Below are 16,819 nucleotides of genomic sequence, written 5' to 3'. Positions count from 1 at the left end.
CGGCTTGAAGCTGCCCTGCGCCGTCCGCCGAACGCTCCGGGCGAGCCGGCATTGCCGGTCGCGCCCGAGCCTCCGGCCCGGCCGACCCAGCCTGCGCCACGCAGCGCCGAACCCGCCGCGGACGAGCCGGCCGCAGCGGCCAGCGGTCCAGCGCCCGGCAAAACCGGCTTCGAGAGTCTCGAAGACGAGATGGCCGCACTGCTCGGCCGCCCGAAGTCGCCTACGTGAACGCCTCGTTCGGCCCGCGTAGAGTTCTCGTCAGTCTTTCGGTCCTGATCGTCGCGGTGCTCGCGATGATCGCGCCTGCGCAGGCGCAAGACATCAGTATCAATCTCGGCGGCAACAGCCCCGGCGTCACCGAGCGCGCGATCCAGTTGATCGCGCTGCTGACAGTGCTGTCGATCGCGCCGTCGATTCTGATCATGATGACGTCGTTCACTCGGATAGTCGTGGTGCTGTCGCTGCTGCGCACCGCGCTCGGCACCGCCACCGCGCCGCCGAACTCCGTGATCATCGCCCTGGCGCTGTTCCTCACCGCCTTCGTGATGGGTCCGACGCTGCAGAAATCCTACGACGACGGCATCAAGCCGCTGATCGCCAACGAGATCGGCGTCGACGATGCGCTGGTGCGGGCGTCCGGACCGCTGCGGATCTTCATGCAGAAGAACGTCCGCGAAAAGGATCTGAAGCTGTTCCTCGACCTGTCGGGCGAGCCGCCGCCGGCGACGCCGGAAGATCTGTCGCTGCGCATCCTGATGCCGGCATTCCTGATCTCCGAGCTGAAACGCGCCTTCGAGATCGGCTTTCTGCTGTTCCTGCCGTTCCTGATCATCGACCTCGTCGTCGCCTCGATCCTGATGTCGATGGGCATGATGATGCTGCCGCCTGTGGTGGTGTCACTGCCGTTCAAACTGATCTTCTTCGTGCTGGTCGACGGCTGGTCGCTGGTCGCCGGGAGCCTGGTGCAGAGCTACACCGGCGGCGGGTAGTTCGCCCACATCGAAGCTGCGCATGCCCGCTCTCCACGGGTCAAGGCGCCGATAGTTCGCGTCCAGCGCGTTGCCTCTACCGCGTCGTCTGGATGACGCGGATCTTCGGTGGGACCCGAGGCAGCGATCCGGTCGAGGTCATGTCGGCGCCGGGCGGAGTGGCGCGGGCAGATGCGTCGGGGAAGCGTTGCTTCATCTCGCGCAGGAAGCCATCCAACGTGTCGACGCTGGCCGCCATCTTGGCGATCGCTGCGAAAGCGGCGCTGTTGCCGGCCGTCGGCTTGCTGGCGATATCGAACGCAGCGCGATCGGCCGGATCTGTCATCAGCGGCGAGAACTTCTCGCGGAAGCGATCCAGCCCGAGCGAATCCTCGGCCAGCGCGTAGCCGACCACCGCGCGAATGACGTCGCTCTTCTCCGCCGGCGACAACGGGGTGAAGTCCTTCCAGCGGTCGGCGAGATACAACTCGATCTGCTCGGAGGATTCGCGCCAGCGCCGCGCCGCCCAATAGATGTCGGAGCGCAGCCGGATCGCCTCACGTCCGCCGATGTTGCTGATGATGTCGAGCGCCAGATCGTGCCGGCCGATGTCGCTCTGCGCCCTAGCCTCGATCAGCAGCCGCTGCTGGCGCAGCTCGCCGGCCAGATCGGCGATCCGCGACGAATGCAGCGCCGCGATCGCGCGGTCCGGCTTGCGGTTCATCAGATAGATCATCGCCAGTTTGGCGGCGACCTGGGCGCGCGCCGCGCCTTCGAGCCGTTTGTCGACCTGGTACTGCAACAGTTCGCTGGCCTGATCGAGCAGATCGACCGCAACCAGCCTGTCCGCGAGCCGGCGGATCATCTCGTCGCCGCGGCGCCCGATCGGTGTCAGTTCGCGATACTCGTAAAACATCGCCAGCGCCTCGATCGGCGGCAGGCTGTCTCCCTTGGTGCCGAGGAAGATGTCCGAGAACAATGCGCGGGAATCGTCCTGGGCCTTGCGGGCGGCCTCCGAATTCGGCGCGAGCTGGGTCGCGACCCGCGCCGCTTGCAGCGAGTCCTGATAGCGTCCGACGTCGGCGTACATCTTCGACAGCAATTGCTGGGTATTCACTTCGAGCAGATCGCCGCGCCAATTGACCGACAAACGCTCCAGCTCGGGCAACGCCTCGGCCGCTGTGATTTCGTCGCGTTTCATGCGCAGCAGGATGTCGCGGAATCGCGCTTCGGCGGCAGCCTGCCGATCGGTCGAGGCCATCGCGTCCTTGTACTTCTTCAGCGCGTCCGGTTCGCGGCCGAGCGCTTCGTCGAGCCAGCCGCGCATGAACGCGACCTGCGGTTTGATCTCAGGCGACACGCCGACCAGATCGAAATCGCTGCTCAGCTTGGCGGCCCCGGCGTAGTCCCGCACCTCGAGCGATGCGCGCATCGCAGCGGCGAGCACCGCGCGCTGGATGTCGAGCGGCAGCGCGGTGACGGCGAACTGCACGCTCTTCAGCTTCTCGCGCGCTTCCGGCCACTTGCCCTGCCGCGCCAGCGCCACGCCCTTCCACATCTGCGCGTCGTAGGTCGAGGCGATCGCCGGATTGGCGACGTCCTTCAGCGTCTGATCGGGTCGCCACATCAGCGCGCTGGCGGCGGCATGCCCCATCATCGCCGCGGGGTCCTCTTGCCCGGGCTTGCTGGCCGACAGCGCCAGGTCGAGTACGCCCTTGGCCTCCTGATACAGTCCGCGCGCCATGTAGAACCGCGCCAGATCGAGCCGGGCCGGCAGCTTGTCGTCACCGCCGGCGACAGAGGACGCTTTCAGGCGGGCATCGAGTGCTTCGTTGAAGCTGCCGGTCTGATCCTTCTCCCACTGCCGGACGTCGAAGAACGGCCGCTCGGCGCTCGCATCGCCGTTGCTCTCCGGCGCCGACGACAGAGTCAGCCCGCCGGGCCGCGTCAGCACCACCGCATCGGCGGTGGTCTCGACACGGACATCGTCGGACTTCAGATCGATCACCACGCCGTGGATCGATTCCAGCAGGCTGAACTCGACGAAATTCTGCCGCTTGATGAAGCCTCGCGGCGGCGGCAGCGCCGTCACTACTGTGAGCGTATCGCCGGCGTCGGGATCGACGAGATGCTGCACCTGGCCGAGCGCCGGCAGCGCCACCGAAACGCTGGCGCGTCCCGGATCGGAGATATTGCGGACCGCAGTGAGCGGTCGCGACGCGGAGCGGCCGGCGTCGGCGAGCGTCACCGACCAGCTTCGGCCGGAGCCGTCCTCTTCGCCGAGCGTCGCGATCTGCGGCCGGTTGAGCCGGATGCGGATCGCCTGGCCATTGGCCAGCGTCACCCTGCTGGCATCGGCGACCACGGCGCTGCCTTCGCGCCGGATCGCCGACAGATCGAACGGGGCGGTGTTGTCGAGCACCAGCCACAGGATGTCGCCGCGGCGGAACAGTGCCACCGGCGTCGGCGCAGCGAAGGCAAAATTCAGATGCAGGCCATCGGTGCGCATCTGCACGTCCACCGGACGGGCGATGGTCGACGCAACGGGTTTGAGCGCCACCGCCGGTTCGGCGGCGACGGGCGGAACCGCGGCAGGAGCGGTCTGCGGCGGAGCGATGCTCGGCGCCGCGGGTGCGGACGTCGCGTCGACCTGGCTGTCCTTGGCCGGCGGCCCGGCCGGCGACGGCGTTGCCGCGGGGCCTGCCGCTGACGGCGACGGCGCGGCAACGGACGGAGCCGGCGCAGGCTGGGGGCCGGCAGGACTCGCCGGCTTCATCGTCTTGGCTTCCGCAATGACCGGCGCCGGATGAGCGTCCGCTTGATGCCCCGCGTCCTTGCTGTCCGACTTGCGGCCACTTTCCGGCTGGGCGTCCTGCTTCAAGATCTCGGCCTGCAGCGCCTTCGGATCCAGCTTGGCGGCCTCAGGCAGTTTCAGCGCCGACGGCCCCATCGTCTGTGGCCCGTCGGTGCCGGTTGGCTGGAAGCCGACGTCGATGATGAAGTTCTTTTCCTCGCGGAACGAATGCACGTCGGCGCCGCCGATCAGCGAGAAGTCGACCGAGGAATTGCCGCCGTTGATCGCCTGGGCGATCGAGGCGACGCTCGGCGGCGATGCCAGCTGGGCGTCGGCGAGATCGAACATCAGCGGCGTGTTGAACTGCACGCTGAGCTTGCGATCGGTCAGCGTCGACGACACGCGTACATCGGACGGCACTTCGAACACGTAGCGCACGAAGGTCGGCTGCACCGAGGTCCGCACCCGGATCGGCGGACGCTTTTTCACTTCCACGGCAGCGCGCTGCGCCCGCAACGCACGCTCTGCCGCGCGGGCGCGTTCGGCGAGTTCTTTGACCACGTCAGGCGGCAACCCCGGCGGCGCCCCGGTCCAAGTCTCCGGCAGCAGATCGACGAACAGCCGCTCACCGGCCGCTATCGCGTTGACGCCGAGCTTGCGCGTCAGCGCCAGACGGATCGCGTAGCCGTCAGGATCGACGCGCGCCGAACCAATGTAGCCGGGTGCGGAATCGGCGAGCTTGTCGACCGAGATATCGACCGGCCGCTTGAAGCGGATCACCACGATCAGGCCGGCGGTCGCAACATCGGACTCGACGTCCTCGGCGAGCTTGAGCTGCAGCCGGCCGTAACCGCCCTTCGCTTCGAAACTGGCCTCGCCGCGAACCTGCGCGGCCGCCGGTTGTGCGGTCAGCACGGCTGCGATCAGCAGCGCGAGCGCAAGGCAGAGCCTTGCGACGCGCCCGACCAGCGCCTGTGACCAAACTCCAGCGGCAGCCATTCGCGCCATCCGTCGTGTCTTTCGGTCGACGACCCTGCCGTCGGCCGATTCTGAGCGGCTTCGCCGCTCGCTATCCATACACACTCCGAGCATGCGATCGGGCGCGGCGGAAGCGCGCAGAACCGCAGCCTCGCTTCACTAGGACATACAAGCTGTTAACGGTGGTTTAACCTTCGCGGACGGCGGTGCCGGACCACAGAGCTCGGCACCCTATCCGCTCGGTCGGATCACCGCCGCCTTCACAATCACAGATTTAGATTGTCGGAACAGACACGCTCTTGGTAGTATTACCTGGGCGGAGAATGCAACCATCCGAACTCTCAATTCCATGACCATACTCGCCGCGTCTTGCTGCGCGAGACCGTTGTCCATCGACTCGGCTGCCATGCTGCATGTCGAAGCTCCGGATCGCCGTTCGCCGACGTCTCGCGAACCGACAGACGCGTCCCGCAATCTCCAGCCGGTCGACCACATCATGATGTTGAAGGGGCTCTACAAGGTTGAATTCGAGACGCCACGCCGCAAGGCGGTCGGTGTGCTGTTCGCTTCCGACGGCAAGCTGCACGGCGGCAGCTCGGCGTTCGCCTATATCGGAGTGTTCGAGCAGAGCGGCCACACGATCCAAGGCACCATCACGGCGCGCAGACATACCGTCGATCCGTCCATCCAATCGGTCTTCGGTGTCGACGAGGTCCGCATCGATTTCCACGGCTCGACGATCGGCGACTATGCGCAAGTCGATGGCATCGCCGCCGAGGCCCCCTCGCTCTGCTTCAAGGCGGTGCTGACGCGGATCTGCGGGTAGTTCGGCAAGACGCGTCGCGCCCGTCAAGGCCGCGGCGTCGGACGTCCTTCGATCTTCGGCAGCACCACGGTCGAAGCGACGGAAGCCTTGCCTGTGGCGCGTCGCGCCATTTCGACGGTGAGTTTCTCGGCGGCTTCGGCCGACATCAGACCGAGGATGTCGGACATCTTGCGCGGCGCGATCTGGGTGGCGATCTCGATCAGCACCGGCATTTCCAGCCGGTCGAAGATCTTCGCGGCGTCCTTCGGCTTCATCGCCTCGTACATGGTGACGATACCCTTGAAGCGCGCCGCCTCGGCCTCCGACTTTTCCTCGGTCGCCTTGCCGATCTGGCCCTCGGTCGTCTTCATCTCCTGGACCTTGGATTCGATCCGCTTCTCGGCCGCCTTGAGCAGGCTCTCGCGAATTTCGACTTCGCGCGCACGGGCGTCGAGTTCCTGGCGACGCGCCTGCAGCCGCTCCAGAATGGCCCGCTCGGCTGCCGAGATCGGCGGCGTCTCCGGCTCGGTCTCGGCCGGCTTGGTCTGTTCCGGCGCCGCAACCTCGGGCTTGGGTTCTTCCTTCTTCTTCGGCTCGCCATGTACCGAGCCGGTGATGTCGGGATCGATCGGCTTCCGTCCGGGGAAGTTCAGGTTCTCCTGGGCCCATGACGGCTTGGTCGCGTTCGGATCGTAATCGAACACGTAGCCGCCATCGAGCACCAGTCCGGCGATCTTCAGAACCGCGAGGCCGAAGATCGCGACCAGCACCACCGGCAGGATGCGAATGTCCCGGAATGCATTCATGCAGCCAAACCGCTTTGCCGCCTACGTTCCGCGAAAGCCTGCGCAGCCGCCGCATTGGCCTGAGCCGCCGACACCGGCTGCGGCTCGCCGCTCGGCCGCGCCGCCGCAACGATCTTCGACAGCCGCCGCAGGACGTTGTCACCTTCGCCGAGCTGCTTTTTGAGCTGATCGGACAGCGCCGACGCCGCGGCGATGTCGCGTCCGAGATTTTCGTTGACCTCGCGCACCGTCAGCTTGAGACCGCCGATCGCGCGTTCGGCGATTTCCGTAACGGTGATCAGTTCACCGATCGTCGCCTTCAGCGACGCTTCGTCGGCCTTCAGCCGCAGCAGCCGCTTGTTGAGCAGCCAGCAATACGCGACGGTGACGAGCAGCAGCACGGCGACCAGACTTTCGATCACGATTGCGAACGTGTGGCTCATTGTGCCTCCATCATTTTGCTCTGCTCGTCGGTGCGCTCGAACATCGCGTAGGTCGTCAGCGGCCTGCGCAACGGTTTGGTGACGCGGATCGCGACGCGGTCGCCGACCCGGCCCATTCGGCCCTCGGTCAAGGTGACATTGCCGCATCGAACCGCCACGGTGGCGTCGGCACTGAGTTCGAGCGGCAGCGTGTCGCCGACCTGCAGCGCCATCAATTGCCGCAGCGGCAGCTCCGCTTCGTACAGCACCGCATCGACCGAAATATCTGCCTGTACGATCTCGGTGGCCAGGTGACCTTCCCAGACCTGATCACGGCCGAATTTTTCGCCCATGAACATCTGCATCAACACGCCGCGGATCGGTTCGATCGTGGCGTAAGGCAGCAGCAGCTCGATATTGCCGCCGCGGTCTTCCATGTCGATGTGCAGGCGGACCAGGATCGCGGCGTTGGCGGGACGGCTGATCGCGGCGAAGCGCGGATTGGTCTCGAGCCGGTCGATCGAGAACGATACCGGCGACAACGGCCGGAACGCCTGCTCGGCGTCGGCCAGCACCACTTCGAGCAGCCGCTTCACCAGATTGGTTTCGATCGTGGTGTAGGGCCGGCCCTCGATCCGCAGCGCGGCCTGGCCGCGACGGCCGCCGAGCAGCACGTCGATCATCGAATAGATCAGACTGGAGTCGACGGTGGCGAGCCCGAAGTTCTGCCACTCCTCGGCCTTGAACACGCACAGCACCGCCGGCAGCGGGATCGAGTTCATGTAGTCGCCGAACCGGACCGAGGTGATGCGGTCGAGCGAGACTTCGACGTTGTCGGAGGTGAAATTGCGCAAGCTCGTCGTCATCAACCGCACCAGGCGGTCGAACACGATTTCGAGCATCGGCAGACGCTCGTAGGAGACCATCGCCGAGTCGATGATCGCGCGGATGCCGGAATTCTCGTCGAGATGCACCTCGCCGACGCTGAAGCCGAGGAGGTTGTCGATCTCCTCCTGCGACAGCACCCGCTCGCCGCCGTTCTTGCCGCCGGACAGATCGCGGCCGCCATCCTCGACCATGGCGGCCCATTGTTCCGCCATCGTCCCGGTGAGTTCGTTCTCCGCTGCCGCCTTTGCCGCGGCCTCGGGATCCTCCGACGCCATGGAGGCTTCCCATTGGGCGGCAATTGCGTCCTGGTCGAGTTGGTCCTGCCCGGCCATGCTCAGCTCACTGCACCAGTACTTCCTTGAACAACACCGCCGACACCTGCGCGGGCGCGACCGCCAGGTTCACGCGCCGGGTCAGCTCCTCCTTCATCCGAAACATCCCCACCGAGCCGTTGAGGTCGCCAGAGCGCAGCTCGCGCAAGTACGTCTGAAACAGGTCGGTGATCCGCGGCATGTTCGGCTTGATCTGCTCGGCCACCTTCTCGTCCTTCACTTCGAGCACGACCTTGGCCTTCAGATATTGCACCCGCTCGCCCGGCTGGCCCGCGAGGTTGACCATGATCTCCGGCACTTCGACGAAGTTCGGCGGCTTAACTTCCTTGGCGGCTTCGGCCTGATGGGCGTCTTCGCCGTGGCCGGCGAACAGGAAGAAATAGGCGCCGCCGCCACCGCCGAGCAACAGCACGGCCGCCGCGGCGATGATGATGATCAGCTTCTTCTTGCTCTTCGGCGCTCCGCCTTCACCGGCTTCCGCGCCTTCTTCCGGTTTCTCTGCGTCCGCCATCGGCCGAATCGCCCGTATCCCAAAAAATGCGAGCCGCAGCCGAGGCGAACCGTAAACGCGAGACTAACGCCGCCAGCGCCCAAGGCTCTGATGACACGACGCTATGGTGCAATGGTTAACGGAACCTTTCCAAGCGTCCCCAGCTAGGAAGAATTTGCCGGCCGGTATGGTCAACAAGTCCTTTATTGCCGCCCTGGCGCCCCTTCGAAAATGATCAAGCAATTGAAATAGCGAAACTTTCCGTCTTGGCACGGGGTTCGCAAGGTATTCGGCGAACCGCACGCTTGGGAGAGCACCTGCGGTTCGCACGATCCGTCACCGGTCTGGGAGGGCTTGGCGGCGGGTCATTGAAGGGAGAACCACCGATGGAGAATGCTCTTCTCGTCGGACTGTCACGGCAGGTCGTGCTCGAACGGCAGATGGATGTCGTCGCGAACAACCTCGCCAACATCAGCACCACCGGCTTCAAGGCCGAGCGGTCGATGTTTCAGGAGTTTCTGAACACCCGCGCGCACGAAGACAACTTCGCGCGGCCGGACCGGCGCGTCAGCTTCGTGCAGGACCGCGCCACCTACCATGACCTGTCCACCGGTCCGCTGGAGCAGACCAAGAACCCGCTCGACGTCGCGATCGACGGCAAGGGCTTCCTGGTGGTGCAGACGCCGCAGGGCGAGCGCTTCACCCGCGACGGCTCGCTGAAGATCAACGCTCAGGGCCAACTCGTTAACGGCTCCGGCTACCCGGTGCTCGGCACCGGCGGCCCGATCGTGCTGCAGCCGACCGACAAGGAAGTGTCGATCTCGCCGGACGGCCGCGTCAGCGTGCTGGAAGGCACCTCGATCATCGACTCGCTGCGCGGCAAGCTGCGGGTGGTGTCGTTCGACCGACCGCAGAGCCTGATCAAGGAAGGCGGCAATCTGTTCGCGGCGACCTCGGACCAGGGCACGCCGGACATCAAATCCATGCTGCGCCAGGGTTACGTCGAGAAGTCGAACGTCAACTCGGTGATGGAAATGACGCGAATGATCGACGTCACCCGCACCTACACCCAGATCTCGGCGATGCTGCAGCAAGAGAGCGAGCTGCGGAAGACTGCGATCGAGCGGCTTGCCGAAGTGCCGGCCTAACGGAGACTGACGATGCGCGCACTCTACACCGCAGCGACCGGGATGGCGGCCCAGGAGCTCAACGTCCAGGTGATCTCCAACAACATCGCCAACATGCGGACGACCGGCTTCAAGAAGCAGACGGCGCAGTTTCAGGACCTGATCTACGATCACGTCCGTCGCGTCGGCGCGCAGGCGTCCGACCAGGGCACGATCCTGCCGGTCGGTGTCGATATCGGCGGCGGCGTCAAGACCGTCGGCACGCCGCGACTGATGACCCAGGGCACGCTGTCGCCGACCGGCAACGACCTCGACATGGCGGTGCGCGGCGAAGGCTTCTTCAAGATTCAGATGCCGGACGGCACGTTCGCCTATACCCGCGACGGCTCGTTCACCACCGACAACACCGGCCGCATCGTCACCGCCGGCGGCAACCCGGTGCAGCCCACCATCACGATTCCGAACGGCGCGACCAGCATCACCGTCGCCCCCAACGGCCAGGTGTCGGTGACGGTCTCCGGCTCGACGACGCCGACCGTGCTCGGCCAGATCGGCCTGACGCGGTTCATCAACAAGGCCGGCCTGCAGCCGCAGGGCGACAATCTGTTCGTCGAAACCCCGGCCTCGGGCACGCCGCAGGACGGCATCGCCACCGCCGACGGCCTCGGCGACATCATGCAGAAGACTCTGGAACAGGCCAACGTCGAAGCGGTGACCGAAATCTCGGACCTGATCTCGGCGCAGCGCGCCTACGAGATGAACGCCAAGGTGGTCAGCGCCGCCGACCAGATGCTGCAGTCCACCTCCAACATGTTCCGCTGAGGGAGGCGTCAGATGATCCGCACTCTCCTGCTCGCGGCCAGCTTCGTTGCTGCCGCCGGTGTGACCGCCTCCGGCCAGACCGCCGTTCCGCAGGCCCAACCGGCCGCCGAATTGAAGCCGAGCGAAGTCCTGAAAACGCCGGTGCTGCGGCCTCACGTCGAAGTCACAGGCGAGCTGGTGCGGATCGGCGACGTGATCGACAATGCCGGGCCGGCAGCCGACATCGCGATCTATCGCTCGCCCGATCTCGGCACCACCGGCGCGCTGCCGACCGCCACCGTGCTCGCCGCGCTGCGCGCCCATCAGGTGATCGGTGTCGACACCCGCGACATTTCCGAGATCACCGTGACCCGGCTGGCGCGCACGCTGGCGGCGAAGGAAATCGAGCAGCAGGTGATCCGCACCCTGCAGCAGCGCCACAATCTCGGCGAGGCCGAAGACATCACGGTGAGCTTCGACCGCGACGTAGAAACCAAGACGCTGCCGGCTATCTATGCCGGCGCACTGCAGCTTGTCAGCGAGCGGTTCGACCTGCGCAGCGGCCGGTTCGACATCAGCTACGAGATCTCCGGCGGACAAAGCACCGCACCGGCGCGGATGCGCGTCACCGGCACCGCGATCGAAACCGTAATGGCCACGGTGCTGACGCGACCGGTGCAGCGTAACGACGTGATCAAGGCATCCGACATTGCAACCGAGCGCCGGCCGAAGAGCGAAGTCGCCTCCGACGCGGTCTCGCACGATGCTGCGATCGGCATGCAGGTCCGCCAGACGCTGCGCGGCGGCCAAGTGTTGCGCAGCGCCGACCTCGCCAAGCCGGACCTCGTGGTGCGCGATCAGGGCGTCACGCTGATCTACCGTGCCGCCGGCTTGTATCTCACTGCGCGCGGCAAGGCGCTCGACACCGGCGCCGAGGGCGACGTCGTCAGTGTGCTCAACCTGCAATCCAAGCGCACCATCACCGGCACTGTCATCGGCCGCGGCCAGGTCGCCATCACCGTCATCTCTCCGCGCCTCGTCGCCAGCGCGACCAAACCCGAGTAAAGTTCATGTCGAAGTCAGTGCCGCTGCAACGCATCGTTCTGGTCGTCGCGTTGGTCGCGACCGGCGGTCTCGCCGGCGGCTGCTCCTCGATCGATCGTCTCGCCGCGATCGGCGAACGGCCGGCGCTCACCCCGATCGAGAACCCGACCACGCAGCCCGGCTACAAGCCGGTGCAGATGCCGATGCCGAAGCCGGAGGTGGCGTCCTACAACGCCAACTCGCTGTGGCGGAACGGCAGCCGCGCATTCTTCAAGGACCAGCGCGCCGCCAAGATCGGCGACATTCTCACCGTGACGGTGAACTTCACCGACAAGGCCAACATCGCCAACGAGACCCAGCGCAGCCGGTCCAGCAAGGAAGATTCCGGCATTACCGATTTCATCGGCAGCAAGACGATCACGACGCCGGCGACCGCAGTGCTGCCCGGCCGCATCCTCACCACCGACTCGACCTCCTCGACCGACGGCAAGGGCTCGGTGCAACGCCAGGAAGCGCTGCAGACCAACGTCGCCGCGGTGGTGACGCAGGTGCTGCCGAACGGCAATCTGGTGGTCGAGGGCAAGCAGGAGATCCGGGTCAATTTCGAGATCCGCGAACTGATCGTCGCCGGCATCGTGCGGCCTGAAGACATCCAGAGCGACAACACCATCGACAGCAGCAAGATCGCCCAGGCCCGCATCGCCTATGGCGGCCGCGGCCAGATCACCGACGTGCAGCAGCCGCGCTACGGCCAACAGGTGATGGACGTACTGCTCCCGTTCTGACCGTCATGACCTGACAACGAGCTCCCACACCCGGCCGCGAACCTAGGCGCGGTCAGGTGTTCCAACGCGGCCTCCGTCCGGCTCTCCCTCCGGACGGAGGCCGCGGTCGTTTCGAGGCGGCGCAGCCGCATCTTCCTCGCGATGCCTCCGGTCATGCCCGGACTGGCGCTTTTCCCATCACGGCCACACGATCGCCGCCGGCGACGACTTGCCCTACCCCGCCCCGTCCTGGCCAGCCGCAGCCTTCCGCCGCTCCACCCGGCGCAGCACGAAGACATAGAACACCGGCACGAACAGCACCGCCAGCACGGTGGCGGATAGCATGCCGCCAAACACGCCGGTGCCGATCGCGTTCTGGCTGCCGGCGCTGACGCCGGTCGCGAACGCCAGCGGCGTCACGCCAAGGATGAAGGCGAGCGACGTCATGATGATCGGGCGAAAGCGCACTGCCGCCGCCTCGATCGCGGCTTCGCGCAGCGACCTGCCGTCGGCGTGCAGGTCCTTGGCGAATTCGACGATCAGGATCGCGTTCTTGGCGGACAGGCCGATGATCGCGATCAGGCCGACCTTGAAGTAGATGTCGTTCGGCATGTCGCGCAGCATCACCGCCAGCAGCGCACCGATGATACCGAGAGGCACCACCAGCATCACCGACAGCGGGATCGACCAGCTCTCATACAGCGCCGCCAGCAGCAGAAACACGAACAGCACACTGAGCCCGAGCAGGAACGGCGCCTGATTGCCGGACTGGATTTCCTGCAGCGACTGCCCAGCCCATTCGAAACCGAAGCCACGCGGCAATTGCTTGGCGAGCCGCTCCATCTCGGCGATCGCCTCCCCCGACGAGTGGCCCGGTGTCGCATCGCCTGCGAAGCGCACCGACGGATAGCCGTTGAAGCCGATCACCTGGATTGGCCCCTTCGACCATTCGGTGCGCGCGAAGGACGACAGCGGCACCATGCCGCCTGCGGCGTTGCGGACGTTCAGCTTGAGCAAATCGTCCGCATGCATCCGGCGGTCATCCTGCGCTTGGATCGTCACGCGCTGCATCCGGCCTGCGTTGGGGAAGTCGTTGACGTAAGCCGAACCGAGGCTGCCCGTGATCGTGGCGTTGATGTCGGCGAACGATACGCCGAGTGTGTTCGCCTTCTCGCGGTCGATCACCAGATGAAGCTGAGCCGAATTGGCCAGGCCCTCGACGCGCACACCGGTGAGCAGCGGACTGGCCGCACCGGCAGCGGTCAGCCGCGTCGCCGCATCGTCGAGCGCCGCGCTGCCGCGACCACCGCGATCTTGCAGCCGGAAAGTGAAGCCGGTGAAGTTTCCGAGACCGTCGATCGGCGGCGGCTCGAACGCCATCACGGCGGCATCGCCGATTTTCGCCAGTTCGACATTGGCGCGCCGCGCGATTGCCGCCGCGCTGTCGTGGCGGCGTTCGCTCCAATCCTTCAGCGTGACGAATGCCACAGCGGCGCTTTGCGAATTGCCGGAGAAGCTGAAGCCGACGACGGTGAACACCTGCGACACGCTGGGATCGGCGAGGAAGACGCGCTCGGCCTGCTCGACCGAGGTCATCGCACGGGTCTGCGTCGCTTCGGTCGGCGCCTGCATATCGACGATCAGATAGCCCTGATCCTCGGTCGGCAGAAACGCCGCCGGCAGCCGCAAGTAAGCCCAGCCGAGGCCGGCGAGCAGCGCCAGATACACAGCCATCAAGCGCCCGGTCCGCCCGGTCGCCCAACGGACGCCATTGCGATACCGGCCGGAGACGCGCGCGAAACTGCGGTTGAACCAGCCGAAGAAGCCGCCCTTCTCATGGTGATCGTCCGGCACCGGCTTGAGGAAGGTGGCGCACAGCGCCGGTGTGAGAGTCAGCGCCAGGAAGCTGGAGAATAGAATAGAGACCACCATCGTCAGACTGAACTGGCGATAGATGATCCCGACTGCACCCGGAAAGAACGCCATCGGCAGAAACACCGCCGTCAACACCAACGTAATGCCGACGATCGCGCCCTTGATCTGCTTCATCGCCTTGATGGTCGCCTGGCGGGGCGACAACCCCTCGGTCGCCATCAGGCGTTCGACGTTTTCGACCACCACGATGGCGTCGTCGACCAGGATGCCGATCGCCAGCACCATCGCGAACATCGTCAGCACATTGATGGAGAAGCCGGTGGCGTACATCACCGCGCAGGTGCCGAGCAACGCGATCGGCACCACCAGGGTCGGAATCAGAGTGTAGCGGATGTTCTGCAGAAACAGGAACATCACCACGAACACCAGCGCGATCGCCTCGGCGAGCGTGTACAGCACCTTCTCGATCGACGCCTTGATGAACGGCGTCGTGTCGTAGGGAATCTCGTAGGTCATGCCCTTGGGAAAGAACTGCGACAGCTCCTTCATCTTGGCGGTGACGGCCCGGGAGGTGGAGAGTGCATTGGCGGTCGCCGAGAGTTGGACGCCGATCGAGGCGGCCGGCTGACCGTTCAGCCGGCTCTCGGAATTGTAGTCCTCGCCGCCGACCTCGACCCGCGCGACGTCGCGCAGCCGCACCGACGAACCATCGCGATTGGCGCGCAATACAATGGCGCCGAATTCCTCCGGCGTGCCGAGCTGGCCCTTGACCAGCACCGGCGCGGTGACCTCCTGCGAGACCGGGTTGGGCATCGCGCCAATCCGTCCCGCCGCGACCTGCGCGTTTTGCGCGGCGATCGCCGCCGACACATCGCTGACGGTCAGGCCGACACCGAACAGCTTGTCCGGATCGATCCACACCCGCATCGACCGCTGAGTGCCGAACAACTGCGCCTTGCCGACCCCCTCGACCCGGCGGATGTCGCTGATGATGTGCCGGGTGATGTAGTCGCCGACCGCAACGCTATCCAGCGAGCCGTCGGTGGTCTGCAACGAGATGAACATCAGGAAGGTGCTGGAGGCTTCGTCCACCAGGATACCACGCTGAGTCACCGCGCTCGGCAGCCGTGACTCGACGCGCCGGATGCGGTTCTGCACGTCTACCGTGGCTTGGGCCAGCGACGTTCCGGGCTGAAACGATACCTCGATCGAGATCTGGCCGGTCGCGTCGGTAGTCGACTCGAAATACATCAGGCCGGGGATGCCGGCGAGTTGATCCTCGATCAGCCGGACGACGCCCTGATAGATCTCCTCCGACGAAGCGCCCGGATAGTTGGCAGTGACGGAGATCTTGGCTGGCGCGATGTTGGGATATTGCGCGACCGGCAGGAATGGAATCGCCAGCGCGCCGGCGATCATGATGAAGATGGCGACGACCCATGCGAACACCGGCCGCGCGATGAAGAAATCGGGCATGACCGCAGAGCCTCACTTTGCCTGCGAGGCGGCGCTGGTCGTGCCAGCCGCCGCGTGCGGCCACGGCTTCGGATCGACCGAAGCACCTGGCGACAGCGCCTGGAAGCCCTGCACGATCACCGCATCGCCGGCCTTCAATCCGCTGGCGATGATCCAGCGGCCGTCGAGTAGTCGCGACGGCGTCACCGGGCGCAATTCGGCCTTACGGTCGGCAGAAACGACATAGAGCTGTGCCTGCCCGCCGGGATCGCGGCGTAGCGCGCGGTCGGGCACGGCCAGCACATTGGCCTGCTCGCCCTGCACGAGCAGCACCCGCACGTACATGCCCGGCAATAGATCGCCGTCGGGATTGGGAAACTCGCCGCGCAGCGTCACCTGCCCGGTGGTGGCGTCGACCGAGGCTTCGGAGAACAGTAGCCGGCCGCGATAGGCGTAGTTCGTCCCGTTGTCGAAGCGCAGGCGAACCTCGGCTTCGATCGCATCGCCCGGCTTCGCCGAGCGCTGCGCGGCGTGTTTGAGCTCCAGCAATTCGTTGGCCGACTGGGTGAAGTCCGCATAGACCGGATCGAGCTGCTGAATCGTCGCCAGACTCTCGCTGCCGCCGACGGTGAACAGCGCGCCCTCGGTGATCAGCGCGCGCCCGATCCGGCCGGTAATCGGCGCACGCACCTCGGTGTATTGCAGATCAAGCTCGGCAGCCTGCAGACCGGCGCGCGCCGAAGCCTCGTCCGCCTCAGCCTGCGCCAGTTCGGCGACCGCCTTGTCGTAGAGTTGGCCGGTGGTGACGTCGCGATCCTTCAGCCGGGTCTGACGCTCGGCCTGCTGTGCCGCGAGCGTGCGCGTCGCCACCGCCCGCTGCAGCGCTGCCTTGGCGCTGGCGACACGAACCTGGAATGGAGCCGGATCGAGCCGGTAAAGCACGTCGCCCTGCTGGACGACAGTCCCCTGCTTGAACACCCGCTCGACGATGATGCCGGAAACGCGCGGTCGCACTTCGGCGATCCGGGTGGGCGCGATGCGGCCGGGCAGATCGCTGACGATGCGCAACGTTTCCGGCGCAACCGCAACTACACTCACCGCCACCGGCGGTGTTTGCTGGTCGGCCCCGGCCTGTTTACCGTCACCACAGCCGGCCAGACTCACCACCACACCAAACGCGCATGCGGCCCGGAGGGCGGCCCTTGTCTTCGTTGTCACGCAGATCACCATCGCTCGGCGCGGTCGCGCGCCCCCCAGCCATATCGCAACCGCTCAAAGATACCGGCCGGTT

13 protein-coding genes and 1 pseudogene are annotated in these 16,819 nt (G+C 65.9%); 7 read left to right on the top strand and 7 right to left on the bottom strand.

Annotation, left to right across the window (positions count from 1 at the left end; all coding sequences use genetic code 11):
* Both DY468_RS01355 and fliP read left to right on the top strand, forming a co-directional pair.
* Positions 1-228 (top strand): annotated as a pseudogene (locus DY468_RS01355) (flagellar biosynthetic protein FliO); the annotation flags it as partial.
* Positions 225-989: a flagellar type III secretion system pore protein FliP gene (gene fliP / locus DY468_RS01350; protein ID WP_164601659.1), complete on the top strand. Its 765-nt coding sequence runs from the start codon at positions 225-227 to the stop codon at positions 987-989. The pseudogene DY468_RS01355 and the gene fliP, both read left to right, overlap by 4 nt.
* A 76-nt stretch (positions 990-1,065) precedes the next feature.
* Here fliP and DY468_RS01345 read toward each other — a convergent pair whose 3' ends face one another.
* Complete coding sequence (locus DY468_RS01345) at positions 1,066-4,770, bottom strand: tetratricopeptide repeat protein (RefSeq protein ID WP_164601657.1); 3,705 nt, start codon at positions 4,768-4,770, stop codon at positions 1,066-1,068.
* A gap of 466 nt (positions 4,771-5,236) precedes the next feature.
* On the opposite strand from DY468_RS01345, the gene DY468_RS01340 reads away from it, so the two are divergent.
* A complete protein-coding gene (locus DY468_RS01340) occupies positions 5,237-5,566 on the top strand; it encodes a hypothetical protein (RefSeq protein WP_164601670.1) in 330 nt (109 codons plus the stop codon).
* A gap of 23 nt (positions 5,567-5,589) precedes the next feature.
* Here DY468_RS01340 and DY468_RS01335 read toward each other — a convergent pair whose 3' ends face one another.
* Genes DY468_RS01335 through fliL form a run of 4 tightly spaced genes read right to left on the bottom strand, consistent with a single transcriptional unit; the run spans position 5,590 to position 8,483 of the window.
* Entirely contained in the window at positions 5,590-6,351 is a 762-nt protein-coding gene (locus DY468_RS01335; protein WP_164601655.1) for a MotE family protein, read from the bottom strand.
* Positions 6,348-6,773 carry a DUF6468 domain-containing protein gene (locus DY468_RS01330; RefSeq protein WP_164601653.1) on the bottom strand — a complete coding sequence of 142 codons (426 nt, stop codon included), beginning with the start codon at positions 6,771-6,773 and terminating at the stop codon, positions 6,348-6,350. Before DY468_RS01330 ends, DY468_RS01335 begins: the two co-directional genes overlap by 4 nt.
* Positions 6,770-7,972, bottom strand: a complete 1,203-nt coding sequence (gene fliM / locus DY468_RS01325) for a flagellar motor switch protein FliM (protein WP_164601651.1) — start codon at positions 7,970-7,972, stop codon at positions 6,770-6,772. The genes DY468_RS01330 and fliM overlap by 4 nt, the downstream gene beginning before the upstream one ends.
* Before the next feature lie 7 nt (positions 7,973-7,979).
* Positions 7,980-8,483, bottom strand: coding sequence for a flagellar basal body-associated protein FliL (gene fliL / locus DY468_RS01320; RefSeq protein ID WP_164601649.1), 504 nt, complete (start codon positions 8,481-8,483; stop codon positions 7,980-7,982).
* 365 nt (positions 8,484-8,848) lie between these two features.
* Between fliL and flgF the strand changes: the two genes are divergently transcribed.
* From flgF to flgH, 4 genes are read left to right on the top strand one after another with little or no spacing between them, the layout of a single operon-like run.
* Positions 8,849-9,610: a flagellar basal-body rod protein FlgF gene (flgF, locus tag DY468_RS01315; protein WP_164601647.1), complete on the top strand. Its 762-nt coding sequence runs from the start codon at positions 8,849-8,851 to the stop codon at positions 9,608-9,610.
* 12 nt (positions 9,611-9,622) lie between these two features.
* Positions 9,623-10,411 (top strand): flagellar basal-body rod protein FlgG, encoded by a 789-nt coding sequence (flgG, locus tag DY468_RS01310; protein ID WP_164601645.1) that lies wholly within the window; start codon positions 9,623-9,625, stop codon positions 10,409-10,411.
* Positions 10,412-10,423: 12 nt separating this feature from the next.
* Positions 10,424-11,455: a flagellar basal body P-ring formation chaperone FlgA gene (gene flgA, locus DY468_RS01305; RefSeq protein ID WP_164601643.1), complete on the top strand. Its 1,032-nt coding sequence runs from the start codon at positions 10,424-10,426 to the stop codon at positions 11,453-11,455.
* A 5-nt stretch (positions 11,456-11,460) separates the two neighbouring features.
* Entirely contained in the window at positions 11,461-12,219 is a 759-nt protein-coding gene (gene flgH, locus DY468_RS01300; protein ID WP_164601641.1) for a flagellar basal body L-ring protein FlgH, read from the top strand.
* A gap of 213 nt (positions 12,220-12,432) precedes the next feature.
* Here flgH and DY468_RS01295 read toward each other — a convergent pair whose 3' ends face one another.
* Together DY468_RS01295 and DY468_RS01290 are read right to left on the bottom strand one after the other, a co-directional pair.
* Positions 12,433-15,549 carry a multidrug efflux RND transporter permease subunit gene (locus tag DY468_RS01295; protein ID WP_164601639.1) on the bottom strand — a complete coding sequence of 1,039 codons (3,117 nt, stop codon included), beginning with the start codon at positions 15,547-15,549 and terminating at the stop codon, positions 12,433-12,435.
* Positions 15,550-15,561: 12 nt separating this feature from the next.
* Positions 15,562-16,758, bottom strand: coding sequence for an efflux RND transporter periplasmic adaptor subunit (locus tag DY468_RS01290; protein WP_164601637.1), 1,197 nt, complete (start codon positions 16,756-16,758; stop codon positions 15,562-15,564).
* Positions 16,759-16,819: the final 61 nt, after the last annotated feature.

It is taken from the genome of Rhodopseudomonas sp. BR0M22, assembly GCF_010907035.1.
Lineage (GTDB): Bacteria > Pseudomonadota > Alphaproteobacteria > Rhizobiales > Xanthobacteraceae > Rhodopseudomonas.
Note: the sequence above shows the minus strand (reverse complement) of the source record. Positions and strands in the feature narration are given on the sequence as shown.